Here is a 19,619-nt window from a genome sequence, read left to right as displayed (position 1 = left end):
CCCGACATGGCGAGCCGACCGAGGTATCCCGTCGACCACGAGCCCGACATCGAGGTGCGCCCGGCCCTGCACCGCTTCGACGACTTCACCGAGGTGGTCGGCGTGAAGAAGCCGGGTGGCGGCGGATGCTGGTGCATGAGCTACCGCGACGCGCGGCTCTCGAACGCCGAGCGCCCTCTCTACATGCGCGCCGAGTGCGAGCAGGAGCCCGGGCCCGGCGTGCTCGCCTACGTCGACGGCGAGGTCGCGGGCTGGTGCTCGATCGCTCCGCGCTCGAGCTATCGCCGACTCATGAACTCGCGCACGATCCCGGTGCTCGACGAGCGCGACGCCTGGGTGGCGGTCTGCTTCGTCGTGCGCGCCGGCTTCCGCCGGCACGGGCTCATGCACGTGCTGCTCGAGGGCGCCGTGGCGCACGCGGCGGCCCACGGCGCCGACGTGATCGAGGGCTATCCGGTCGAGATCGACGCGACCGACAAGGTGGATGTGATCTCGGGCTACGTCGGCACGGTGCGACTCTTCGAGCAGCACGGCTTCTCCCGCGCCGCGGAGACGACCGCGCACAGCGGCGGCCGGGATCGCTGGATCATGCGCCGTGAGCTGACGGCGGCCGACGCCTGAGACCAGCGCGTCGGCACGCTCAGTCATAGCGGCCCTCCGCCCACCAGCCGCGCTCGTCGAGCACGAGCAGCCAGGCGCCGCCGCGGCTGTCGACCATCTGGAACCGGTGCGCGCGCCGCGCGGCCCGCGCATCCCACCACCGCTCGTCGAGCGGCCAGGGCCCCGCCCACGAGCTCACGTCGAGCCGCTCGCCGCCGGGCCAGAGCGGCGTGGTCGGCGTCGTGCAGAGCAGCGCCGCCGGGGGCGCGCTGAGCACACCGCGCTCGTCGACCGCGACGGCTCGGCCCGCCGCATCCTGAACCCGCAGCTCACGCGGCAGCTCGTAGACCGTCGACGGCGCCGGGTCGGGCAGCCTCCCCGGCCAGGGGCGACGGCGCTCGCGGGTGATGATCGCGCGATCGCCCCACGGCACGGTCGTCTGCCGCTCGGCCGGCCCGCGCCCGCCCGAGGGCGTCGCCGTCAGCACGCCGCGGTGCCCGATGAGCCCCTGCACGCGCGAGAGCCCCGAGTGCACGCCCTCCTCCGGCCCCGAGCCGAAGAGCCCGCGCTCGTGACTGCCGGCCGCATCCACGGTCTCGGGCTCGATGCGCACCCGCGCGACGGCGCTGCGCAGCTCGCCCGCCGCATCCGGGTCGTGTCGGCGCTCGTCGCTGCGCAGGGCGCCGCTGAGCTGCCAGCGCACGCGGTCGACGATCTCGGTCGCCTGGAACCAGCGGGGGTGCAGCCAGAGCCGATCGCTCTGCTCGCCCTCTTCGCCCTCGAATACGATGCGCAGCGCGGTGCAGACGAGCTTCTGCTCGAGCAGACCCGTCACGATGTCGTCGGCGGCAGAGCGCACGGCGAACGCCACCTGATCGACACGGTCGAGCGCAGGCTCGAAGTCGATCACGGCCTCGACGTCGCGCGGAGGCGTGCGCGGGGTCGCCGCTCGCACGTCGGATCCGCTGGCGAGTGCGTGCAGACGCGAGCCCTCGGGGCCGAAGCGCGAGGCCACGTCATGCGCCCGCAGGGCCGCGAACGAGCCCAGGTCGTGCACACCGAGCCGAGGGAGCAGCGTGCCCAGCTCGGGCGACTCGAGCAGCCGCACCGGGAGCGGGGCGAGGAACGCCGCCGCCGAGCCCGCCGGAACCACGAGCACGGGGGCGTCGGCGCGGGTCGCCCGAGCCGCGAGCGTCGCGGCGAAGAGCCCCTCGGTCACGCCCGCCCGTGCATCGGCGACCCCCAGCTCGTGCAGGGCGCCCAGGAGCGCCAGCGCCGCCGCCTTCTCGCCGCCGTAGAAGCGCGCCGGGCCCCGCGCCGCGACGGCGAGAATGCCCGGGCGGATCGGGTGCACCCCCGGCAGCAGCTGCTCGAGGCCGGCGATCACCGGCTCGAAGGCCCGCGCATCCAGTGACGAGTCGTAGCGCAGCACGCGCAGGCCGGGGCAGCGCGACTGCGCCTCGCGCTGACGCAGACCCCGCCGCACGCCCTCGGCCCGAGCCGCCCGCGAGCAGGCGAGCACCTCGCCGCGATCGACGAGCGCGACCGGGGCGTCGGCGGAGAGACGCTCGGCCCGCGCGTGCGCCACGACCGGCCAGTCGGGCGCCCAGAGCACCAGCAGGCGCTGCCCGAGACGGTCGCCGGCCGGACGGCCGGACTCCGCCAGGCCGGGTGTCGGTCGGAATCGCATGCCACATATTCGAACACATGTTCGAGTGTGTCAACTCCGATTCTCCACAGCCTCCGAGAGCCGTCGTCGCTGTCGGAGGCGCACGGCAGACTGCCGCCATGCTGACGATCAAGACCTTCGTCTGGGGTGTCACCGACATGTCGCGGGCGATCGAGTTCTGGACGGCCGCGCTCGACTACGAGGTCAAGCCCGGCTCCGACGACGAGTGGACCGTGCTGGTGCCGCGCACGGGGGAGGCCATCCCGCGCTTCGCACTGCAGAAGGCGACGTCGGATCGACCGCGTCGCCACCATCTCGACCTGACGCCCGATGATGCCGAGGCCGAGATCGCGCGCCTCGTCGGTCTTGGCGCCACCCGTGTCGACGACTGGCGCTATGAGGACGACGCCGACTACACGGTGCTGCGCGATCCCGACGGCAACACCTTCTGCGTGCTCGACAGCGAGTAGCGCCCCCTCACCCCGCGCTGCGCAGGCGGGGATGCCGCGCCTCGCCCCCCGTCACCTCGCCGGGCATCGCGGTCGTGGGGGAGTCCTGGTTCGCCGCGCCGCCCGCGGCGCGCCCGACCGGGGCGATCGCGCCGTCGGCGCCCGGCAGCCACAGTCGCCGGGAGCGCTCCCGCCCCGCCCAGGCGCGCGCGACCGACGTCACGGTCGCCTGGCGTCCGGTCAGGTGCCCGAATCCGGCGCCGATGCCCGACCAGCTCGACTCGCCGACCGCGAGCCGGGCCTCGGCCCGCGGCCAGTCGTCCATCGCGAGCAGCACCGCCTCGCGCTGGCGCAGGCGCGAGGCGAGCCGGGTCGCGGCCGTCTCGCCGACGCGCGCGCGCCCGTCGCGCAGGGGCGGCTGCACGAGCACGACCGACACGACGTCGACGAGCGCCGACACCACGGCCATCCAGTGGTCGCCGGGATGCGGCACCAGCACGACGCGATCGAGGTCGAGCCCCAGCCCCGCGGCCGCCTCGAGGCCGACGTCGGGCAGGCCGACGATCGCGCACCACGAGCCGGCCTGGCTGGGGGCGCGCAGCAGCGCGAGCGCGAGCGAGGTCGAGCCGCGGATCGCATAGCTGTCGCCCGCGGCGAGCGCGCCGCCGGGCAGCAGATCGCCGAGCGTCTCGTCGGCCGGCAGGGCGCGGCTGTCGAGCCGCCGGCGCTGCATGCCCCGGATGCGCCCCTGCAGCTCCTGCACGATCTCGCCCTGCCCGTGCTGGTCGCGGCCTTGCGTCTCCCGGGTGCCGTCTCGTCGCTCGGGTCGGCGATCCGGATGCGCGCCGGAGCCTCCGAGCGCCGAGGCCGATCGGAGACCGGGGATGCCGGCGAGGCCGGCGACTCCGGAGCGTCTCGACGAGGCCGTGGTGCCCGCGGGGCCTGCGGCGTCGAACTCGTCGTCGCTCGTGTCGGCGCCCTCTCCGCCGTCGCCGAACTCGTCACCCAGCAGATCGGGCGCGATCTCGAGCACGGCGACGGCCGCTGCCACCCCGCGCTCCGCTCCCGCTCTCATGGACCCAGCATCGAACACATGTTCGATGGTGTCAAAGGCCGCCGACATCCCTCACATCAGCCCAACCGCCCTCAGCCCGCCGCGCTCAGCGCAGCCGCGCGAGCATCCGCTGGTACTGCGCCGACAGCCGCTCGAGCTGCGCCGAGGTCTCGGGCTGCCAGGGGAACTCGACCTGGTCGAGCCCGTCGATCGCGGCGGAGAAGCGGAACACCGACTCCTCGGTGACCGATCCGCCGCCGTGTCCGACGGGATGCACGAGCGGCGTCGCGGTCACGCTCAGCGCCTCGACGTGCAGCGGCCGCACGTGCAGTCCGAAGCCCTCGGGCGTCATGACCGCGAGCAGCACGAGTCCGTCCGCGAGCACGATCGCCTGGGCCTTGGGGCTGTCGGGCAGGAACCGCGACTCGATCCACTCGATGCGCTCGGGGCCGATCGTGTGCACGATGCCCGAGACGATGCGCTCGAAGCCGTCGGGGAACGCGGTCGTGAAGCCGGCCGAGTCCCAGACGATGGATGACGCGCGCAGCGCGGTCGCGACCTGATCGAATGCGGCGTCCTGGTCCATGAGAACGAGGCTAGAGGTGCGACAGCGGGCTCCGGATGCGCACTCAGCGCGCGCGCAGGACCACGGCATCCGAGAACGCAGAGCACGCCATCCGAGAACGCAGAAGGCCCCGGATCTCTCGATCCGGGGCCGTCTGACTCGCGTGCGCGAGGGGGGACTTGAACCCCCACGCCCTATACGGGCACTAGCACCTCAAGCTAGCGCGTCTGCCATTTCCGCCACCCGCGCGAGTCGCGGTCCCGACGCTCTGAGCGTCAGCACCGAGAGACGACAGTAGCACGGCCCAGACCCCCTCTCCGACCACTCGCGCACGCCGCCCCCGGGTAGCGTGGAGAGCATGGCCGAGCAGCTCGAAGACACCGCCCGCATCGCCCGCGACCTCATCCGGTTCGACACCACGAATCACGGCGAGGGGCGCTCGAACGGCGAGACCGAGGCGGCCGAGTACCTCGAGGCCGAGCTGCGCTCGATGGGCCTCGCGCCGCAGCTCTTCGACGCGGCGCCCGGTCGCACGAGCGTCGTCGCCCGCGTCGAGGGCGCCGACCCGAGCCGCCCGGCGCTCGTGCTGCACGGGCACACCGACGTGGTGCCGGCCGACCCCGCGAACTGGACCGTCGACCCCTTCGGCGGCGAGGTGCGCGACGGCCTGCTCTGGGGCCGCGGCGCGGTCGACATGAAGGACATGGACGCGATGATCATCACCGCGCTCCGCGACATCCACGACGCCGGCAAGCGCCCGGCGCGCGACGTGATCGTGGCGTTCTTCTCCGACGAGGAGAACGGCGGCGACTTCGGCGCCCATCACGTCGTGGATGCGCATCCCGAGCTCTTCGCGGGCGCGAGCGAGGCGATCAGCGAGGTCGGCGGCTACTCGATCGACGTCGCCGGCCGCCGCGCCTACCTGCTGCAGACCGGCGAGAAGGCGCTGCTGTGGATCAAGCTGATCGCCCGCGGTCCGGCCGCGCACGGCTCGCGCCTCGTGCGCGACAACGCCGTGACGCGGCTCGCCGAGGCGGTCTCGGCGCTGGGCCGCACCGACTGGCCGATCGAGCTGACCGGCACGACCGACGGGATGCTGACCGAGCTGGCGAGGCTGCACGGCGTCGAGCCCGGCTCGGTCGAGCCCGACGAGCTGCTGCGCCGCACGGGCACCGGTGCGGGCTTCCTCTACGGCGCCCTGCGCACCACCTCGAACCCGACCGTGCTGCAGGCCGGCTACAAGCACAACGTCGTGCCCGACCGCGCGGAGGCGCTCGTCGACATCCGCGTGCTGCCAGGCGAGGAGGACCGCGTGCTGGCCGAGGTGCAGCGCATCGTCGGCTCCGACATCGAGATCGAGACGATGCACCGCGACGTCGGCCTCGAGAACCCCTTCTCGGGCGACCTCGTCGAGCGCATGTCGAACGCGCTCCTGCGCGCCGACCCGGGTGCGGCCGTGCTGCCCTATCTGCTGAGCGGCGGCACCGACAACAAGGCGCTGTCGAAGCTCGGCATCGCCGGCTACGGCTTCGCCCCGCTGCAGCTGACCGGGGATCTCGACTTCCCGGCCATGTTCCACGGCGTCGACGAGCGGGTCCCGCTGAGCGCTCTGACGTTCGGGCGGCGGGTTCTGGGCGACCTCCTGCTCGACTGCTGACAGACTTCCTCCCCGTGACCGATCTCCTCACCGCGATCATCCTCGGCATCGTCCAGGGTCTGACCGAGTTCCTGCCCATCTCCTCGAGCGCCCACCTGCGCATCGTGGGGGAGTTCCTGCTCGACGGGCGCGACCCCGGCGCGGCGTTCACCGCGATCACGCAGCTCGGCACCGAGACGGCGGTGCTGATCTACTTCTGGCGCGACATCGTGCGCATCGTCGGCACCTGGGCGAAGTCGCTCGTCGGCAGGGCGCCGCGCAGCGATCCGGATGCGCGCATGGGCTGGTTCATCATCCTGGGCACGATCCCGATCGTCGTGCTCGGCCTGCTGTTCCAGGACGACATCGAGACGACCTTCCGCTCGCTCTGGTTCGTGGCGATCTCGCTGATCGTGTTCGGCATCCTGCTCGGCGTCGCCGATCGCTTCGCGGCCCGCACCCGCACGCTCGACAAGCTGACCTTCCCGCACGCGGTGATCTACGGTCTCGCGCAGGCGGCCGCGCTCATCCCGGGCGTCTCGCGTTCGGGCGGCACGATCACCGCCGGTCGCCTGATGGGCTACGACCGCCCGTCGGCCGCGCGCTACTCGTTCCTGCTGGCGCTGCCCGCGGTCTTCGGCAGCGGGCTCTATCAGGTCTACAAGTCGGTCAGGGGATGCGACCCCTCGGCAACCGCGGGAGCCTGCGCCCCCGAGGTGTTCGGCCCGGTGGAGACGCTCGTCGCGACCGTGATCGCGGGCGTGATCGGCTTCGCCGTCATCCACTTCTTCCTGCGCTACGTGTCGAAGGGCTCGTTCCTGCCCTTCGTGATCTACCGCGTGCTGCTCGGCGTCGTGCTGCTGGTGCTGCTGGGCACGGGAGTCGTCGCGGCCTGATCCGCGGACGGGGCCGGGGACGGCCGTGCGTGCCGGCGGTGCAGCGCCACCCCGATCAGCACGCCGATCACCCCGCCGAGCGTGAAGCCGACCGCGTCGGCGACGATGTCGCGCGGGTCGGCCACCCGGTCGGGCAGCCAGGTGTGCTGCGCGAGCTCGGCGGCCGTCGAGATCGCGACGCCGAGCACGGGCACCCACCAGCGCCAGCGGAACGAGAGCAGCGCGACCACCAGCAGTCCGCCCGGCACGAAGAGCACGACGTTCGCGGCCGACTCGATGACGTCGTAGGCCGCAGCCCGCGGCACGCCCCAGCCCGCGAGCAGCCGCAGCACCGGCTCGATCCGCTCGCCGTGCATCCCGTCGATGCGCTCGGGCGACAGCACCACGACGCCGAGCAGCACGGCATACGCCGCGCTCAGCGCGATCACGACCGCCTTCGAGCGGGTGAGTGCGCGCCGATGCTCGTGGTGCAGCGCGCGCCGGTGCTCGTGATGCAGGGCGTGTCGATGCCCGGGGCGGTGAGGTGCGCGTGCGGTCATCGTGTCCTCACCCGGCCGGTCTAGCCCCGCGGGCCCGGCTCGCCGCCGGCCTTGCCGTCGCGGCGGCGCAGGTAGCGCTCGAACTCCTCGGCGATCGCGTCGCCGCTGGCCTCGGGCGAGTCGACCGTGTCGCGCGCCTGCTCCAGCTGCTGGATGTAGGCGGCCATGTCGTCGTCGTCGCCGGCCAGGGCGTCGATGCCGTCCTCCCAGGCCGCCGACTCCTCGACGAGCGAGCCGCGCGCGATCTGCACGTCGATGAAGTCCTCGAGCCGCTCGATCAGGGCGAGCGTGGCCTTGGGGCTGGGGGAGTTGTGCACGTAGTGCGGAACGGAGGCCCAGATCGACAGGGTCGGCACGCCGGCGCGGTCGAGCGCATCCCCGAGCACGCTGAGGATGCCCACCGGGCCCTCGTAGCTCGACCGGTCGAGCGTGAAGCGCTCGCGCAGCTCGGGGCTCTCGCTCGAGGTGAAGATCGAGATCGGGCGGGTGTGCGGCACGTCGGCGAGCATCGCGCCGAGGAAGACGACGCCGCTCGCGCCCGAGGCGAGGATCTTGTCGACGATCTCGGCCGAGAAGGTGCGCCAGCCGCGCGAGGGCTCGGTGCCCATGAGCAGCATGACCGGCGACGCGCCGCCGCCATCGCCGTAGAGCGTCACCTCGGGCCAGCGCAGCACGCGGTCGCCGTTCTCGTCGGTCTCGACCTGCGGGCGGTTGAACTGGTAGTCGAAGTAGTCCTCGGGATCGACGCTGGTGATCGGATCGAGCTCGAGCTGATCGCGCAGCGCGCGGGCGACGCCACTGGCGGCCTCGCCGGCGTCGTTCCAGCCCTCGAAGGCCACGACGACGACGGGTCCGGCGCCGAAGCCCTGCTCATCCGTCATGCGTCATCCGTCCCGCGACCGACGGGGCCGCTGTCCTGACCCACAATAGGCGCGTCGTAGACTCGTCGCTCGTGACCGACGCGCTGCCCTCTGCTGTTCTCTGGGATATGGACGGCACGCTCGTCGACACCGAGCCGTACTGGATGCGGGCCGAATCCGAGCTGATCGGATCGTGGGGCGGCACCTGGACCGAGCAGGACGGCCTCTCGGTCGTCGGCTTCGGCTTGCCCGACGCCGCGAAGGTGTTCCAGAGCCACGGCGTCGACCTCCCGGTCGAGCAGATCATCCAGACCCTCACCGACCGCGTGATCGAGCTGACGCGCGTCGAGGTTCCCTACCGGGAGGGCGCGCTCGACCTGCTGCGCGCGGTGCGGGCGGCGGGCATCCCGACCGGCCTGGTGACGATGTCGTACCGCGACTTCGCCGACGTCGTCATCGCGGCGATCGGCCCCGAGCTCTTCGACGTGACCGTGACGGGCGACGAGGTCGCGGCGACGAAGCCCGATCCCGCCCCCTACCTGCGCGGCGCCGAGCTGCTGGGGGTGGATGCGCGCACCGCCGTCGCGGTCGAGGACTCGCGCCCCGGCGTGGCCTCCGCCGTCGCCTCCGGTGCCGCCGTGATCGCGGTGCCGCTGCACGTGCAGCTGCCCGAGAGCCCCGACTACGCGCTGTGGGATGGCTTCGCCGGCCGCGGCCTCGACGACCTGCTCGCGGTGCACGCCTCGCGGGCCGCGCGCACGAGCGGGGGTGTCGCATGAGCGCCCAGCGCCGCAGCAGCGGCCCCTTCGTGACGGGCGACCGCGTGCAGCTGACCGGCCCCAAGGGCCGCATGAACACGATCACGCTCGAGCCGGGCAAGGTGTTCCACACGCACCGCGGCATGCTGAATCACGACGAGATCATCGGCCGGCCCGACGGCTCGGTGCTCACCGCGACGAACGGCGACGAGTACCTCGCGCTGCGGCCGCTGCTGGCCGACTTCGTCATGTCGATGCCACGCGGTGCGGCGATCGTCTACCCGAAGGACGCCGCGCAGATCCTCGCGCTGGCCGACGTCTTCCCGGGCTCGACCGTCGTCGAGGCCGGCGTCGGCTCGGGCGCGCTGTCGCTCTGGCTGCTGCGCGGCGTCGGCTCCGAGGGGCGCCTGATGTCGTTCGAGCGCCGCGAGGAGTTCGCCGAGATCGCGCAGGCGAACGTCGCCGCGTTCCTCGGCGAGCAGCCCGCGAACTGGAGCGTCACGGTCGGCGACCTGGCCGAGCAGCTGCCGCAGGCGGCCGAGCCGGGCACGATCGACCGGGTCGTGCTCGACATGCTCGCGCCCTGGGAGTGCCTGCCCGCCGTCTCCGCCGCGCTCCGCCCCGGCGGCGTCGTCATCTGCTACGTCGCCACGGTCACGCAGCTCTCGCGCGTCGTCGAGGCGATCCGCGCGACGGGGGAGTACACGCATCCCGAGCCCGTCGAGACCCTCGTGCGCGGCTGGCATGTCGAGGGCCTGGCCGTGCGACCCGACCACCGCATGGTCGGTCACACCGGCTTCCTCGTGACCGCGCGCCGGCTCGCGCCGGGCGCGGAGCTGCCGCAGCTGAAGCGCCGCGCATCCAAGAGCGAGTTCAGCGACGAGGACGTCGAGCTGTGGACCCCGGGCTCGCTCGGGCAGCGGAACACGAGCGACAAGCGCCTGCGCCGCGTCGTGCGGGATGCGCAGAAGCTCGCCAGCGAGACCGGCGCCGAGAGCTCGCCCGACGCCGACGGCGCGCACGGCGACGCCGATCAGCCCCGTTAGACTTCCCCTCGGCCCCTTCGGAAGGACACCCGTGCGTCGCATCGCCCCCGTTCTCGCCATCGCCGCCCTGGCGATCGCCTCGCTGAGCGCCTGCGCGGCGGCGGAGACCGGCAAGGACGTCTCCTGCAGCCCCTACCGCTCGGGAGCGGCCAGCTCGACCATCGAGGCCACGGGCAAGATCGGCGCCGAGCCGAAGATCGACTTCCCGACCCCGCTCAACGCCAAGGGCGTGCAGCTCAGCGCGATCACGCGCGGCGACGGCGCGCAGGTGCAGCAGGATGACGTGGCCGCGTTCACGGCGCGCATCGAGCTCGCCAGCACGGGCCAGACCGTCACCTCGGCCGGCTACGACGACTCCGGCGCCGTGCTGCGGTGGACCCACGGCAAGGATGCTCTGGCGAAGGCCCTCGTGTGCCAGACCGTCGGCTCGCGCGTCGCGATGACCGCGACGGTCAAGGCCGCCTTCGGCGAGGGCGCCCTCGCCCAGCAGGGCATCCCCGACGACACCTCGCTCGTCTTCGTGATCGACGTCGTCGGCCGCTACGCCGGCAAGGCTGATGGCGTGAACCAGCTGCAGACCCCGGGCCTGCCCTCGGTCGTCACCGCGACCGACGGTCAGCCGGGCATCGTGCTGCCGGGCGACGACGCCCCCACGAAGAAGACCACGGCGACCGTCAAGGCCGGCGGCGGAGCGACGGTGCACAAGGGTGACAACGTGCTCGTGCAGTACACCGCCTGGTCGTGGGGCGACACCGCCTCGGTGAACACCTCCACCTGGGACAACGGCTCGCCGCAGATCGTGCCCGCGGGGGAGACCGGCGACCAGGCAGCTCCCTTCTCGCCGCAGCTCGTCGGCAAGAAGATCGGCACCCAGCTGATCCAGGTGCTGCCCGCCAGCGCCTCGGGTGGCACGGACGCCGCCGCGACGATCGTGGTCGTCGACGTGCTCGGCGTCGTCAAGTAGGCGACGCACCTCCTCACCTCCACCACCGACACGGCCGGGTGTCGCGACCTAGGATCCTTCACGTGTCCGCATCCACCCCCGCGCCGCGCGTCGCCGTCGAGGAGCGCCTCTTCAGCCTCGTGCTCGCGCTGCTCGCCACCGAGGGCGGCCTGAGCAAGAGCGAGATCCTGTCGACCGTGCAGGGCTACCGCCAGCGCTACGTCGCGGGCGGCGACAACGCGAACCTCGAGCGTCAGTTCGAGCGCGACAAAGACGACATCCGCGAGCTCGGAGTGCCGCTCGAGACGATCGAGGCGCCGGGCGACGCCGGCAACAACCAGACGCTGCGCTACCGCATCCGCAAGGGCGCCTACGAGCTGCCGACCGATGTGCGGTTCACGGCCGAGGAGACCTCGATGCTCAACCTCGCCGCCATGGTGTGGCGAGAGGGCGCGCTGTCGGGGGAGTCGCGGCGCGCGCTGCTCAAGCTGCGCGGCATCGGCGCCGACACGCCGCAGCCGGTGCTCGGCTACCAGCCGCGGGTGCGCTCGCGCGATGCGGCCTTCGCCGCCCTGGATGCGGCCCTCGAGAAGCACCTGATGGTGCGGTTCCAGTACCTCAAGCCGGGCCAGACGGCCGCGAGCGACCGGAACGTCATCCCGCTCGCCCTCGTGCAGTACCAGGGGCGCTGGCACCTCTCGGCGGAGGAGCCCGACACCGGGCGCCGCAAGATGTTCCTGCTGCGCCGCATCGTCGGGCCGGTCGCGACGGGCCGGGCCGCTCCGCCGCGCGACGGCGACTTCGCGGCCGAGGCCCTGGCCTCGCTCGCCGAGGTCTGGCAGGACGGCGTCGCCGAGGTCGAGGTCGTGGCCGGCAGCGACGCCGAGCGCCGGCTCGGACACCGTCCGGGGGCGGAGCGCGTGCTCGACGACGCGGCCGCCGATCCGCGCCTGCGACTGCACTACGTCGATCTGGCGATCCTCGCCGACGAGCTCGCGGCCTTCGGCCCCGAGGTGCTCGTGCTCGCGCCGCCCGAGCTGCGCTCGGCCGTGCGCCAGCGCCTGACCGCGATCGGAGACGCCCATGCCGAGGCGTAAGGCCGACGCGCCGTCGGCGCCCAAGTTCAGCGCGCGCGACCGCCTGGCGTTCCTGCTGGCGCTCGTGCCGTGGCTCATGGACCACGAGCGCGTCACGGTCGACGAGGCCGCCGCGCACTTCGACGTGGATGCGGACCTCGTGCGCGAGTCGGTGGAGCTGATCGCCGTGAGCGGCGTGCCCGGCGACACCTCGTCGTACCAGCACGGCGACCTCTTCGACATCGCCTGGGACGCCTTCGAGGAGCGCGGCGAGATCGTGCTGACGAACCTCGTGGCCATCGACGACGCCCCGCGCTTCTCGGCACGGGAGGCGGCGGCGCTCATCGCCGGCCTGCAGTACCTCTCGTCGCTGCCCGAGACGGCCGACAGCGCCGCGATCGCGACGCTCATGGGCAAGCTCTCGCGCGGCACCTCGGGGCAGGTCGCCCCCGTGGGCGTGGCCGGCGTGGCGGGGGATGCGACCCTCGCGACGATCCGCGACGCCGTCGCCCGCGGCGTGCAGCTCGAGCTCGACTACCTCAACTCGCGCGGCGAGAGCGAGCGTCGTCGCGTCGATCCGCTGCGCATCGACTCCAACGACACCGACTGGTACCTGCGCGGCTGGTGCCACCTGCGTCAGGCCGTGCGCACCTTCCGGCTCGACCGGATGTCCGACGTGGTCGTGACCGACCGGCCGATCGAGCACGGCGTCGATGAGGTGGCGCTGCCCGACAAGCTGTTCGAGGGCGCATCCACCGAGCTCGTCGCGACGATCGACGTCGCGGCCGCGGCCCTGCCGCTGCTGGCGGACTACCTGCCCGACGACGCCCCGCGGTCGCAGCACGGCGACCTCGTGCGTCTCGAACTGCCGATCTCGCACCTCGAGGTGCTCACCCGGCTGATCTCGGGGATGCCGGGCGTCGCGACCGTCGTCGGGCCGCCCGAGGCGCGCACAGCCGTCGCCGCGTGGGCTCACAGGGCGCTCGCACGATACGACGAGGTGTGACCTCGATCCCCGGGGCATCGTCGTGACGGGGTTACACTGAAGGACACTTCCCGACCACGGAGGATCGGACCATGGGCATCTTCGGAAACGCATTCACCGGCTGGCACCTGCTGCTGGTCCTCGTCGTCATCCTGCTGATCTTCGGAGCGACGAAGCTCCCCGCCCTCGCCAAGAGCGTCGGCCAGTCGGCGAAGATCCTCAAGAACGAGATGAAGAGCGACGACAAGCCGGCCAAGGATGCTCCGGTCGGCACCGTCGAGAGCGCCCCCGCCGCGCCGGCCGAGACCACGACGGCCACGACGAGCAGCGCCCCGCCCGCTGACAAGTCCTGACCCGGGTGGCCGCGCGCACCAAGCGGAAGCGGCAGCGTAACCCCGAGGGCCGGATGTCGCTCGGGGGACACCTCGTCGAGCTCCGCAATCGCCTGATGATCGGCGCCCTGGGCGTCGTGGCCGGCACGGTCGCCGGGTTCTTCCTCTACGACTTCGTCTGGCCGATCCTCTCCAACCCCGTCACGGTCCTCTCCGAGGCCAAGCAGGGCGCGGTGTCGATCAACTTCTCCGGCATCGCCACCGCCTTCGACGTGAGGTTCCAGATCGCCCTGGCGATCGGCATCGTCATCTCGAGCCCGGTCTGGCTGTGGCAGATCTTCGCGTTCCTCACGCCGGGTCTGACCCGCACCGAGAAGCGCTACGTCTTCGGCTTCTTCTTCTCGGCGGTTCCGCTGTTCCTGGCCGGATGCGCGGCCGGCTTCTTCGTGATGCCCCACATCGTCGAGCTCATGGCGAGCTTCGTGCCGGCGAACGGCACGACCTTCTTCGACGCGAAGTACTTCCTCGACTTCATCCTCAAGCTCGTGCTGGCCACCGGCGTCGCCTTCGTGCTGCCGGTGTTCCTCGTGCTGCTGAACTTCGCCGGGGTGCTGCGCGGCCGCTCGATCCTCAAGGGCTGGCGCTGGGCGATCCTGGCGATCACGCTGTTCACGGCGGCGGCGACCCCGGCCGCCGACATCTTCTCGATGTTCCTGCTCGCGGTGCCGATGGTCGCGCTCTACTTCGCCGCGGTCGGCCTCTCGATGTGGCACGACCGTGCCGTCGACCGGCGGGCCGCCGCCGCCCTCGCCTCCTCCGGCCTGCCGGCCGAGGCATGAGCGCCGTCGAGCCGAGCGCCCCGAGCCCCTCCGAGCGCTATGCCGCGTCGCGGGCGCGGCACGGGTCTCCACGCCTCGAGGCGTTCCGGTCGAAGCTGAGCTACGACCTCGATCCCTTCCAGCTGGCGGCGTGCCGCGTGCTGGAGGAGGGCCGCAGCGTGCTCGTCGCTGCCCCGACCGGGGCCGGCAAGACGATCGTCGCCGAGTTCGCCGTGTACCTGGCGATGTTCTCGCCGCGCGCCAAGGTCTTCTACACGACGCCCATGAAGGCGCTGTCGAATCAGAAGTACGCCGAGCTCGTCGCCGAGTACGGCCCCGACGAGGTCGGCCTGCTCACGGGCGACAGCAACGTCAACAGCTCCGCCCGCGTCGTCGTGATGACGACCGAGGTGCTGCGCAACATGCTCTACGCCGACTCGCCCCTGCTGCGCGACCTGGCCTTCGTCGTCATGGACGAGGTGCACTACCTGGCCGACCGCTTCCGCGGGGCCGTGTGGGAGGAGGTCATCATCCACCTGCCCCCGGCGGTGCGGATGGTGTCGCTCAGCGCCACGGTGTCGAACGCCGAGGAGTTCGGCGACTGGCTCGGCGCCGTGCGCGGCGAGACCGACGTGATCGTCTCGGAGGAGCGGCCCGTGCCGCTCGACCAGCACGTCGTCGTGCGCACCAAGATGCTCGACCTCTTCGACTCCTCGGGGCAGGCGGCGACGAACCGGGTCAATCCCGAGCTCGCCCGCCTCGCGGCGGCGGGAGGGCGCGGGCTCGGCGGGCGCGCGGGCGGCGACCTGCGGCGCATCCACCACAAGGACAAGGGGCGTCGCGACTTCCGCAACGCGGATCGCATCGACCGTGCCGAGTTCGTGCGGATGCTCGACGACAAGAACCTGCTGCCGGCGATCTTCTTCGTCTTCAGTCGCATCGGCTGCGACCAGGCGGTCACGCAGGTCGTGCGCAGCGGGATCCGGCTGACCGAGGCGTGGGAGCGCGAGGAGATCCGCGCGATCGCCGAGGAGCGCTGCCGCACCCTGCGCGACGAGGATCTGGCGGTGCTCGGCTACTGGGAGTGGCTCGAGGGGCTGACCCGGGGCGTCGCCGCGCACCATGCGGGGCTGCTGCCGGCCTTCAAAGAGGTCATCGAGGAGCTGTTCCAGCGCAAGCTGGTCAAGGTCGTCTTCGCCACCGAGACCCTCGCGCTCGGCGTCAACATGCCCGCCCGCACGGTCGTGCTCGAGAAGCTCGAGAAGTTCAACGGCGAGGCCCGCGTGCCGATCACGCCGGGGGAGTACACGCAGCTCACCGGTCGCGCCGGGCGCCGCGGCATCGACGTCGAGGGCCATTCGGTCATCCAGTGGTCGAGCGGACTCAACCCGCAGGCCGTCGCCTCGCTCGCCTCCCGGCGCAGCTATCCGCTCAACTCGAGCTTCCGGCCGACCTACAACATGGCCGTCAACCTGGTCGCGCAGTTCGGCCGGGTGCGCACGCGCGAGATCCTCGAGAGCTCGTTCGCGCAGTTCCAGGCCGACCGCGCGGTCGTCGACCTGGCGCGCAAGGTCAAGTCGCAGCGCGAGAGCCTCGACGGCTACGCCCAGGCGATGACCTGCCACCTCGGCGACTTCCGTGAGTACGCCTCGATGCGTCGCGAGCTGAGCGATCTCGAGCGCAAGAACTCGCGCTCCGACGGGGGCAGTCGCGGAGAGCGCGATCGGCGTCAGCGGCACATGGCCGACCTGCGACGGCGGATGCGGCAGCATCCCTGCCACTCCTGCAACGACCGCGAGGCGCACTCCCGCTGGGCCGAGCGCTGGTGGCGTCTCAAGCGCGAGACCGACAAGCTCAGCTCGCAGGTCGACGGGCGCACGGGGGCCGTGGCGAAGGTCTTCGACCGCGTCACCGAGGTGCTGCTCGAGCTCGGCTACCTGGCCGGCACGGGCGACCAGATCGAGACGACCGCCGACGGCCGCCTGCTGCGCCGCATCTACGGCGAGCGCGACCTGCTCGTGGCCGAGTGCCTGCGTCGCGGCCTCTGGGACGAGCTGGATGCGCCGGCCTTGGCCGCGATGGCCATCGCGCTGGTCTTCGAGCCGCGCCGCGAGACGGGCGAGCCGATCGAGCTGCCCCGCGGCCCGTTCCGCCCGGCCTTCACGGCCACCGAGGAGCTGTGGGCGCAGCTCAGCGACCTCGAGGACGAGCACCGCCTGCCCTCGAAGGACGTGCCCGCCGCGGGCCTCTCGCTCGCCGCCTACCGCTGGGCGGGGGGCGCCCGCCTCGACAGCGTGCTGCGGGATGCGGGCCTCGCCGCCGGCGACTTCGTGCGCTGGATGAAGCAGGCGATCGATCTGCTCGACCAGATCTCGATCGTGGCCGAGGGCAAGGTCGGGCCGACGGCGCGCCGGGCGATCGACGGCATCCGCCGCGGTGTCGTGTCGGACGGCGCCCTGTGATCGCATCCCCGCCGCGCGGCCGCCTGCCGCTCGGCGCCGCCGTGCTGGTCGCGCTCGCGGCCGGGCCCGTGCTCGACGCCGCGTTCCCCGAGCTCGGCATCTGGGTGCTGGCCTTCCCGGCGATCGCGCTCGCGCTGCTCACCGCGCGGGGCCGACGCCTCGGCGCTGCACTGTTGATCGGGCTCGCGTTCGGCGCCGCCTTCTGGTTCCCGCACATCGGCTGGGCCAGCCGGTTCCTCGGCGTGCTGCCCTGGGCGGCGCTCGCGGGCCTCATGACGATTTGGACCGGGCTCGGCACGATGCTGATCGCCCTCGCCTACCGCTGGATGCCGCGGGTCGCCCCGGGACGCCTCGGTCGCCTGCTGCTGACTCCCGCCGTGGTCGCCGGTCTGTGGACCTTGCGCGAGGGCGTGTCGAGCGTGTGGCCCTACGGCGGCTTCTCGTGGGGGCGCGTCGCGTTCTCGCAGTCGGCCTCGCCGTTCGACGGCCTGTTCAGCTGGCTCGGCACCTCGGGCGTGGGGTTCGTCATGGTGCTGCTCGTCGCGGTCGCGATCGAGGTGGCGCTGGACCCCGCGCTCGCCCCCGCCCTCCGCTCGCGCGCCGCGTCGACGCCGGTCGGCGCAGCCGCACGCTTCTCGCGGCTCCTCGCGCCGGGGCGTGCGCGGCGCGGCGCGCTCGTGACCGCCGTGACGCTCGTGCTGCTGATTGTGCCGGCGTTCCCCACCGCTCCCGACGGCACGCTGCGCGTCGGCGCCGTGCAGGGCGACACGAAGGCGGGCTACTTCGACCCGCCCGCGGCGGTCGGCGACAACCTGATCGGCCAGGCGGAGGCGACCGAGCCCGTCTTCGACCAGCACGTCGACGTCGTGGTCTGGCCCGAGGGCGCCTCCGACGTCGACCCGCTGCGCGATCCGTGGGCCGCTCGCATCTGGAATCTGGTGTCGGCCGAGACCGACGCCCCGATCGTCGGCGGCACGATCACGCAGCGCGGCGACGAGTACTTCAACACCTCGCTGCTCTGGGAGGACGGCGACGCCGTCGACCACTACGACAAGAAGCATCCGGTGCCGTTCGGCGAGTACATCCCCGACCGCGCCTTCTGGCGGCCCTTCGCCCCCGACCTGATCGATCTGGTGCAGCGCGAGTACACCCCCGGCACGACCGACACGGTGATGGATGTGGGCCGCGCGATCGCCGGGTTCGCGATCTGCTTCGACATCGTCGACGACGCGATCATGCGGCAGAGCGTCGACGACGGGGCCCAGGTGATCCTGGCCCAGACGAACAACGCCGACTTCGGTCGCGACACCGACGAGAGCGTGCAGCAGCTCGGGATCGCGCAGGTGCGGGCCCTCGAGCTCGGGCGTTCGGTCGTGAACATCTCGACCGTCGGCACCTCGGCCGTGGTGCTGCCCGATGGCACGGTCACGCACCGGCTGGCGACCTACGAGCCCGGCGTCATCGTCGACGATGTGCCGCTGCGCACGGGCACGACGCCCGCGGTGGCGATCGGCGCGCAGCTCGAGTGGTTCCTCGCGCTCGGCGCGCTGCTCCTGCTGATCGCCGCGGGTGTCATGCTCCGCCTCACGCGGTCGGTCACTCGCCGGACACGCGACGAGGGCGCCGTCTGACGACGACGCCCTCGGAAATCGGGGGAGTGGAGCGGGGAGCGCTAGGCGCTCTTGCGGCTGCCGCGGCGGGCTCGCAAATACTCGAGTCGCTCTTGCAGGAGCTCTTCGAGCTCGGCCTCGGTGCGGCGCTCGAGCAGCATGTCCCAGTGGGTGCGGGCGGGCTTCGCCTCGACCTGCTCGACCTCGACCAGCTCGCCGTCCTCGCCGACGAGGTGGCCCTCCTGACCGGTGCGGGGCGAGGACCAGAACTCCGGCACCTCCGCGTCGGCCGAGAACATGACCTCGAAGGTCTGTCCGTCCTCGGTGCGATAGATGCTCTTCTTGCGCGGTGAGAACTCGATACCCTCTTCGCTCTGCAGGCTCTGGGACCCGAGTCGCATACCGCGCAGGCTTCGATCTGCCATCGTGTGGCCTCCTCCGTGCGCTGTGTGCCACAACCTGTCGCTGTGACACCACTGTCTAACGGAAAGGGTCCTCTGCGGATGCCCGCGAACGGCCCTTTCCAGACCATTCACAGGGGATCGGCGGCACCTGCCCTGGCCCGCAGAACCTGCATCGCGATGTCGGCCCGATCGGTCACGATCCCGTCCGCCCCGGCGTCGAGAAGGCGCTCCATCTCGGTCGCGTCGTTGATCGTCCAGAAGTGCGCCTCGACGCCCGCGGCGTGGAAGGCGCGGATGACGCGGGCGCTGTCGACGGGCATGCCGAGCACCCGGACGGGCAGCTGCGTCGCGTCGACATCGCGCAGCACCCGTCGCACGATCGGCGTCAGACCCGCGTTGGCGGCGGCCACGGCCGCCACACCGCCACGCGCCGACACCGAGGTCGCCACGCCGGTGAGCCCGCGCACGACCGCGCGTCGGCGCGTGCCGCTGAAGGAGCCGATCAGCACCCGCCGCTCCGCGCGCGTGCGGCGGATCGCCGAGAGCGCGGGGCCGATCGCGTCGGCGCTCTTGATGTCGATGTTCACGCGCGCCTCGGGGAACGCGTCGAGCAGCTCCTCGAGCGAGCAGTAGCCCTGGTCGTGGCCGAGCGGCACGCGGCGCAGCTCCGCCATGGTCAGCTCCGACACGCGGTCGGGGCGCCCGGCCACGCGCCGCAGGTCGGGATCGTGGCTGACGACCGCCACCGCATCCCGGCTGCCGTGCACGTCGGTCTCGAGATGCGTGACGCCGACGTTCAAGGCGTGCAGGAACGCCAGCAGGGTGTTCTCCGGGGCGTCGAGCGCGAGCCCACGGTGCGCGATCACGCGCGGGGGAGCGGGCTGCAGGTAGGCGCTCGACCCGATTCGAGCGCCCAC

20 protein-coding genes and 1 tRNA gene are annotated in these 19,619 nt (G+C 72.4%); 13 read left to right on the top strand and 8 right to left on the bottom strand.

All coding sequences use genetic code 11. The features are described from left to right. Positions 1–6: 6 nt before the first annotated feature. Positions 7–621 carry a GNAT family N-acetyltransferase gene (locus FJ658_RS12590; protein WP_141145712.1) on the top strand — a complete coding sequence of 205 codons (615 nt, stop codon included), beginning with the start codon at positions 7–9 and terminating at the stop codon, positions 619–621. A 19-nt stretch (positions 622–640) separates the two neighbouring features. Here the strand turns inward: FJ658_RS12590 and FJ658_RS12585 are convergent, their stop codons facing one another. After that, complete coding sequence (locus FJ658_RS12585) at positions 641–2,290, bottom strand: DNA polymerase Y family protein (protein WP_141145711.1); 1,650 nt, start codon at positions 2,288–2,290, stop codon at positions 641–643. Positions 2,291–2,388: 98 nt separating this feature from the next. Between FJ658_RS12585 and FJ658_RS12580 the strand changes: the two genes are divergently transcribed. After that, entirely contained in the window at positions 2,389–2,739 is a 351-nt protein-coding gene (locus tag FJ658_RS12580) for a VOC family protein (RefSeq protein ID WP_141145710.1), read from the top strand. Positions 2,740–2,746: 7 nt separating this feature from the next. Here FJ658_RS12580 and FJ658_RS12575 read toward each other — a convergent pair whose 3' ends face one another. The 3 genes from FJ658_RS12575 to FJ658_RS12565 form a co-directional block, all read right to left on the bottom strand. Continuing rightward, positions 2,747–3,769 (bottom strand): hypothetical protein, encoded by a 1,023-nt coding sequence (locus FJ658_RS12575; protein WP_141145709.1) that lies wholly within the window; start codon positions 3,767–3,769, stop codon positions 2,747–2,749. 109 nt (positions 3,770–3,878) lie between these two features. Next, positions 3,879–4,358, bottom strand: coding sequence for a hypothetical protein (locus FJ658_RS12570; RefSeq protein ID WP_141145708.1), 480 nt, complete (start codon positions 4,356–4,358; stop codon positions 3,879–3,881). A 143-nt stretch (positions 4,359–4,501) separates the two neighbouring features. Further along, positions 4,502–4,586 (bottom strand) — tRNA-Leu (locus FJ658_RS12565). A gap of 109 nt (positions 4,587–4,695) precedes the next feature. Here FJ658_RS12565 and FJ658_RS12560 point away from each other — a divergent pair. Both FJ658_RS12560 and FJ658_RS12555 read left to right on the top strand, forming a co-directional pair. Next, entirely contained in the window at positions 4,696–5,994 is a 1,299-nt protein-coding gene (locus FJ658_RS12560; protein ID WP_141145707.1) for a M20/M25/M40 family metallo-hydrolase, read from the top strand. A 14-nt stretch (positions 5,995–6,008) separates the two neighbouring features. Further along, entirely contained in the window at positions 6,009–6,869 is an 861-nt protein-coding gene (locus FJ658_RS12555) for an undecaprenyl-diphosphate phosphatase (protein WP_141145706.1), read from the top strand. On the opposite strand, the gene FJ658_RS12550 is transcribed toward FJ658_RS12555, so the two are convergent. Together FJ658_RS12550 and FJ658_RS12545 are read right to left on the bottom strand one after the other, a co-directional pair. Next, complete coding sequence (locus FJ658_RS12550; RefSeq protein ID WP_181408444.1) at positions 6,806–7,297, bottom strand: VanZ family protein; 492 nt, start codon at positions 7,295–7,297, stop codon at positions 6,806–6,808. The genes FJ658_RS12555 and FJ658_RS12550 overlap by 64 nt on opposite strands. A gap of 131 nt (positions 7,298–7,428) precedes the next feature. Then, complete coding sequence (locus FJ658_RS12545) at positions 7,429–8,289, bottom strand: proteasome assembly chaperone family protein (protein ID WP_141145704.1); 861 nt, start codon at positions 8,287–8,289, stop codon at positions 7,429–7,431. A gap of 71 nt (positions 8,290–8,360) precedes the next feature. Between FJ658_RS12545 and FJ658_RS12540 the strand changes: the two genes are divergently transcribed. The 9 genes from FJ658_RS12540 (at position 8,361) to lnt (ending at position 18,319) form a co-directional block, all read left to right on the top strand. Continuing rightward, a complete protein-coding gene (locus FJ658_RS12540; protein WP_255447709.1) occupies positions 8,361–9,047 on the top strand; it encodes an HAD family phosphatase in 687 nt (228 codons plus the stop codon). Further along, positions 9,044–10,072: a tRNA (adenine-N1)-methyltransferase gene (locus tag FJ658_RS12535; RefSeq protein ID WP_141145703.1), complete on the top strand. Its 1,029-nt coding sequence runs from the start codon at positions 9,044–9,046 to the stop codon at positions 10,070–10,072. The genes FJ658_RS12540 and FJ658_RS12535 overlap by 4 nt, the downstream gene beginning before the upstream one ends. Positions 10,073–10,103: 31 nt before the next feature. Beyond that, complete coding sequence (locus tag FJ658_RS12530; protein WP_141145702.1) at positions 10,104–11,036, top strand: hypothetical protein; 933 nt, start codon at positions 10,104–10,106, stop codon at positions 11,034–11,036. Positions 11,037–11,098: 62 nt separating this feature from the next. Beyond that, positions 11,099–12,112, top strand: a complete 1,014-nt coding sequence (locus FJ658_RS12525) for a YafY family protein (RefSeq protein WP_141145701.1) — start codon at positions 11,099–11,101, stop codon at positions 12,110–12,112. Beyond that, the gene (locus FJ658_RS12520) at positions 12,099–13,097 is read left to right on the top strand and encodes a YafY family protein (RefSeq protein WP_141145700.1); all 999 of its coding nucleotides are present in this window, start codon (positions 12,099–12,101) and stop codon (positions 13,095–13,097) included. The genes FJ658_RS12525 and FJ658_RS12520 overlap by 14 nt, the downstream gene beginning before the upstream one ends. A 71-nt stretch (positions 13,098–13,168) precedes the next feature. Then, positions 13,169–13,429 (top strand): twin-arginine translocase TatA/TatE family subunit, encoded by a 261-nt coding sequence (gene tatA, locus FJ658_RS12515; RefSeq protein ID WP_141145699.1) that lies wholly within the window; start codon positions 13,169–13,171, stop codon positions 13,427–13,429. Between the two features lie 53 nt (positions 13,430–13,482). Then, on the top strand, positions 13,483–14,247 hold the full coding sequence (tatC, locus tag FJ658_RS12510) for a twin-arginine translocase subunit TatC (protein ID WP_141145698.1): 765 nt from the start codon (positions 13,483–13,485) through the stop codon (positions 14,245–14,247). Beyond that, positions 14,244–16,688, top strand: a complete 2,445-nt coding sequence (locus FJ658_RS12505; RefSeq protein ID WP_141145697.1) for an RNA helicase — start codon at positions 14,244–14,246, stop codon at positions 16,686–16,688. Before tatC ends, FJ658_RS12505 begins: the two co-directional genes overlap by 4 nt. After that, complete coding sequence (lnt, locus tag FJ658_RS12500) at positions 16,685–18,319, top strand: apolipoprotein N-acyltransferase (RefSeq protein ID WP_370454797.1); 1,635 nt, start codon at positions 16,685–16,687, stop codon at positions 18,317–18,319. Before FJ658_RS12505 ends, lnt begins: the two co-directional genes overlap by 4 nt. A 41-nt stretch (positions 18,320–18,360) precedes the next feature. On the opposite strand, the gene FJ658_RS12495 is transcribed toward lnt, so the two are convergent. Continuing rightward, entirely contained in the window at positions 18,361–18,723 is a 363-nt protein-coding gene (locus FJ658_RS12495; protein WP_141145696.1) for an RNA polymerase-binding protein RbpA, read from the bottom strand. Positions 18,724–18,830: 107 nt separating this feature from the next. Further along, a complete protein-coding gene (locus FJ658_RS12490; protein ID WP_255447707.1) occupies positions 18,831–19,619 on the bottom strand; it encodes a glycerophosphodiester phosphodiesterase family protein in 789 nt (262 codons plus the stop codon).

Source organism: Schumannella sp. 10F1B-5-1 (genome assembly GCF_006517535.1).
Taxonomy (GTDB): Bacteria; Actinomycetota; Actinomycetes; order Actinomycetales; family Microbacteriaceae; genus Schumannella.
The sequence above is the reverse complement of the archived record's forward strand: the minus strand, read 5'-3'. Positions and strand labels throughout refer to the sequence as shown.

Excerpts from the sequence above, each read along its gene's own strand:
- FJ658_RS12590 (WP_141145712.1), top strand. The coding sequence starts at position 7 with ATGGCGAGCCGACCGAGGTATCCCGTCGACCACGAGCCCGACATCGAG.
- FJ658_RS12585 (WP_141145711.1), bottom strand. The coding sequence starts at position 2,290 with ATGCGATTCCGACCGACACCCGGCCTGGCGGAGTCCGGCCGTCCGGCC.
- FJ658_RS12580 (WP_141145710.1), top strand. The coding sequence starts at position 2,389 with ATGCTGACGATCAAGACCTTCGTCTGGGGTGTCACCGACATGTCGCGG.
- FJ658_RS12570 (WP_141145708.1), bottom strand. The coding sequence starts at position 4,358 with ATGGACCAGGACGCCGCATTCGATCAGGTCGCGACCGCGCTGCGCGCG.
- FJ658_RS12560 (WP_141145707.1), top strand. The coding sequence starts at position 4,696 with ATGGCCGAGCAGCTCGAAGACACCGCCCGCATCGCCCGCGACCTCATC.
- FJ658_RS12545 (WP_141145704.1), bottom strand. The coding sequence starts at position 8,289 with ATGACGGATGAGCAGGGCTTCGGCGCCGGACCCGTCGTCGTCGTGGCC.
- FJ658_RS12535 (WP_141145703.1), top strand. The coding sequence starts at position 9,044 with ATGAGCGCCCAGCGCCGCAGCAGCGGCCCCTTCGTGACGGGCGACCGC.
- FJ658_RS12520 (WP_141145700.1), top strand. The coding sequence starts at position 12,099 with ATGCCGAGGCGTAAGGCCGACGCGCCGTCGGCGCCCAAGTTCAGCGCG.
- tatA (WP_141145699.1), top strand. The coding sequence starts at position 13,169 with ATGGGCATCTTCGGAAACGCATTCACCGGCTGGCACCTGCTGCTGGTC.
- tatC (WP_141145698.1), top strand. The coding sequence starts at position 13,483 with ATGTCGCTCGGGGGACACCTCGTCGAGCTCCGCAATCGCCTGATGATC.
- FJ658_RS12505 (WP_141145697.1), top strand. The coding sequence starts at position 14,244 with ATGAGCGCCGTCGAGCCGAGCGCCCCGAGCCCCTCCGAGCGCTATGCC.
- FJ658_RS12495 (WP_141145696.1), bottom strand. The coding sequence starts at position 18,723 with ATGGCAGATCGAAGCCTGCGCGGTATGCGACTCGGGTCCCAGAGCCTG.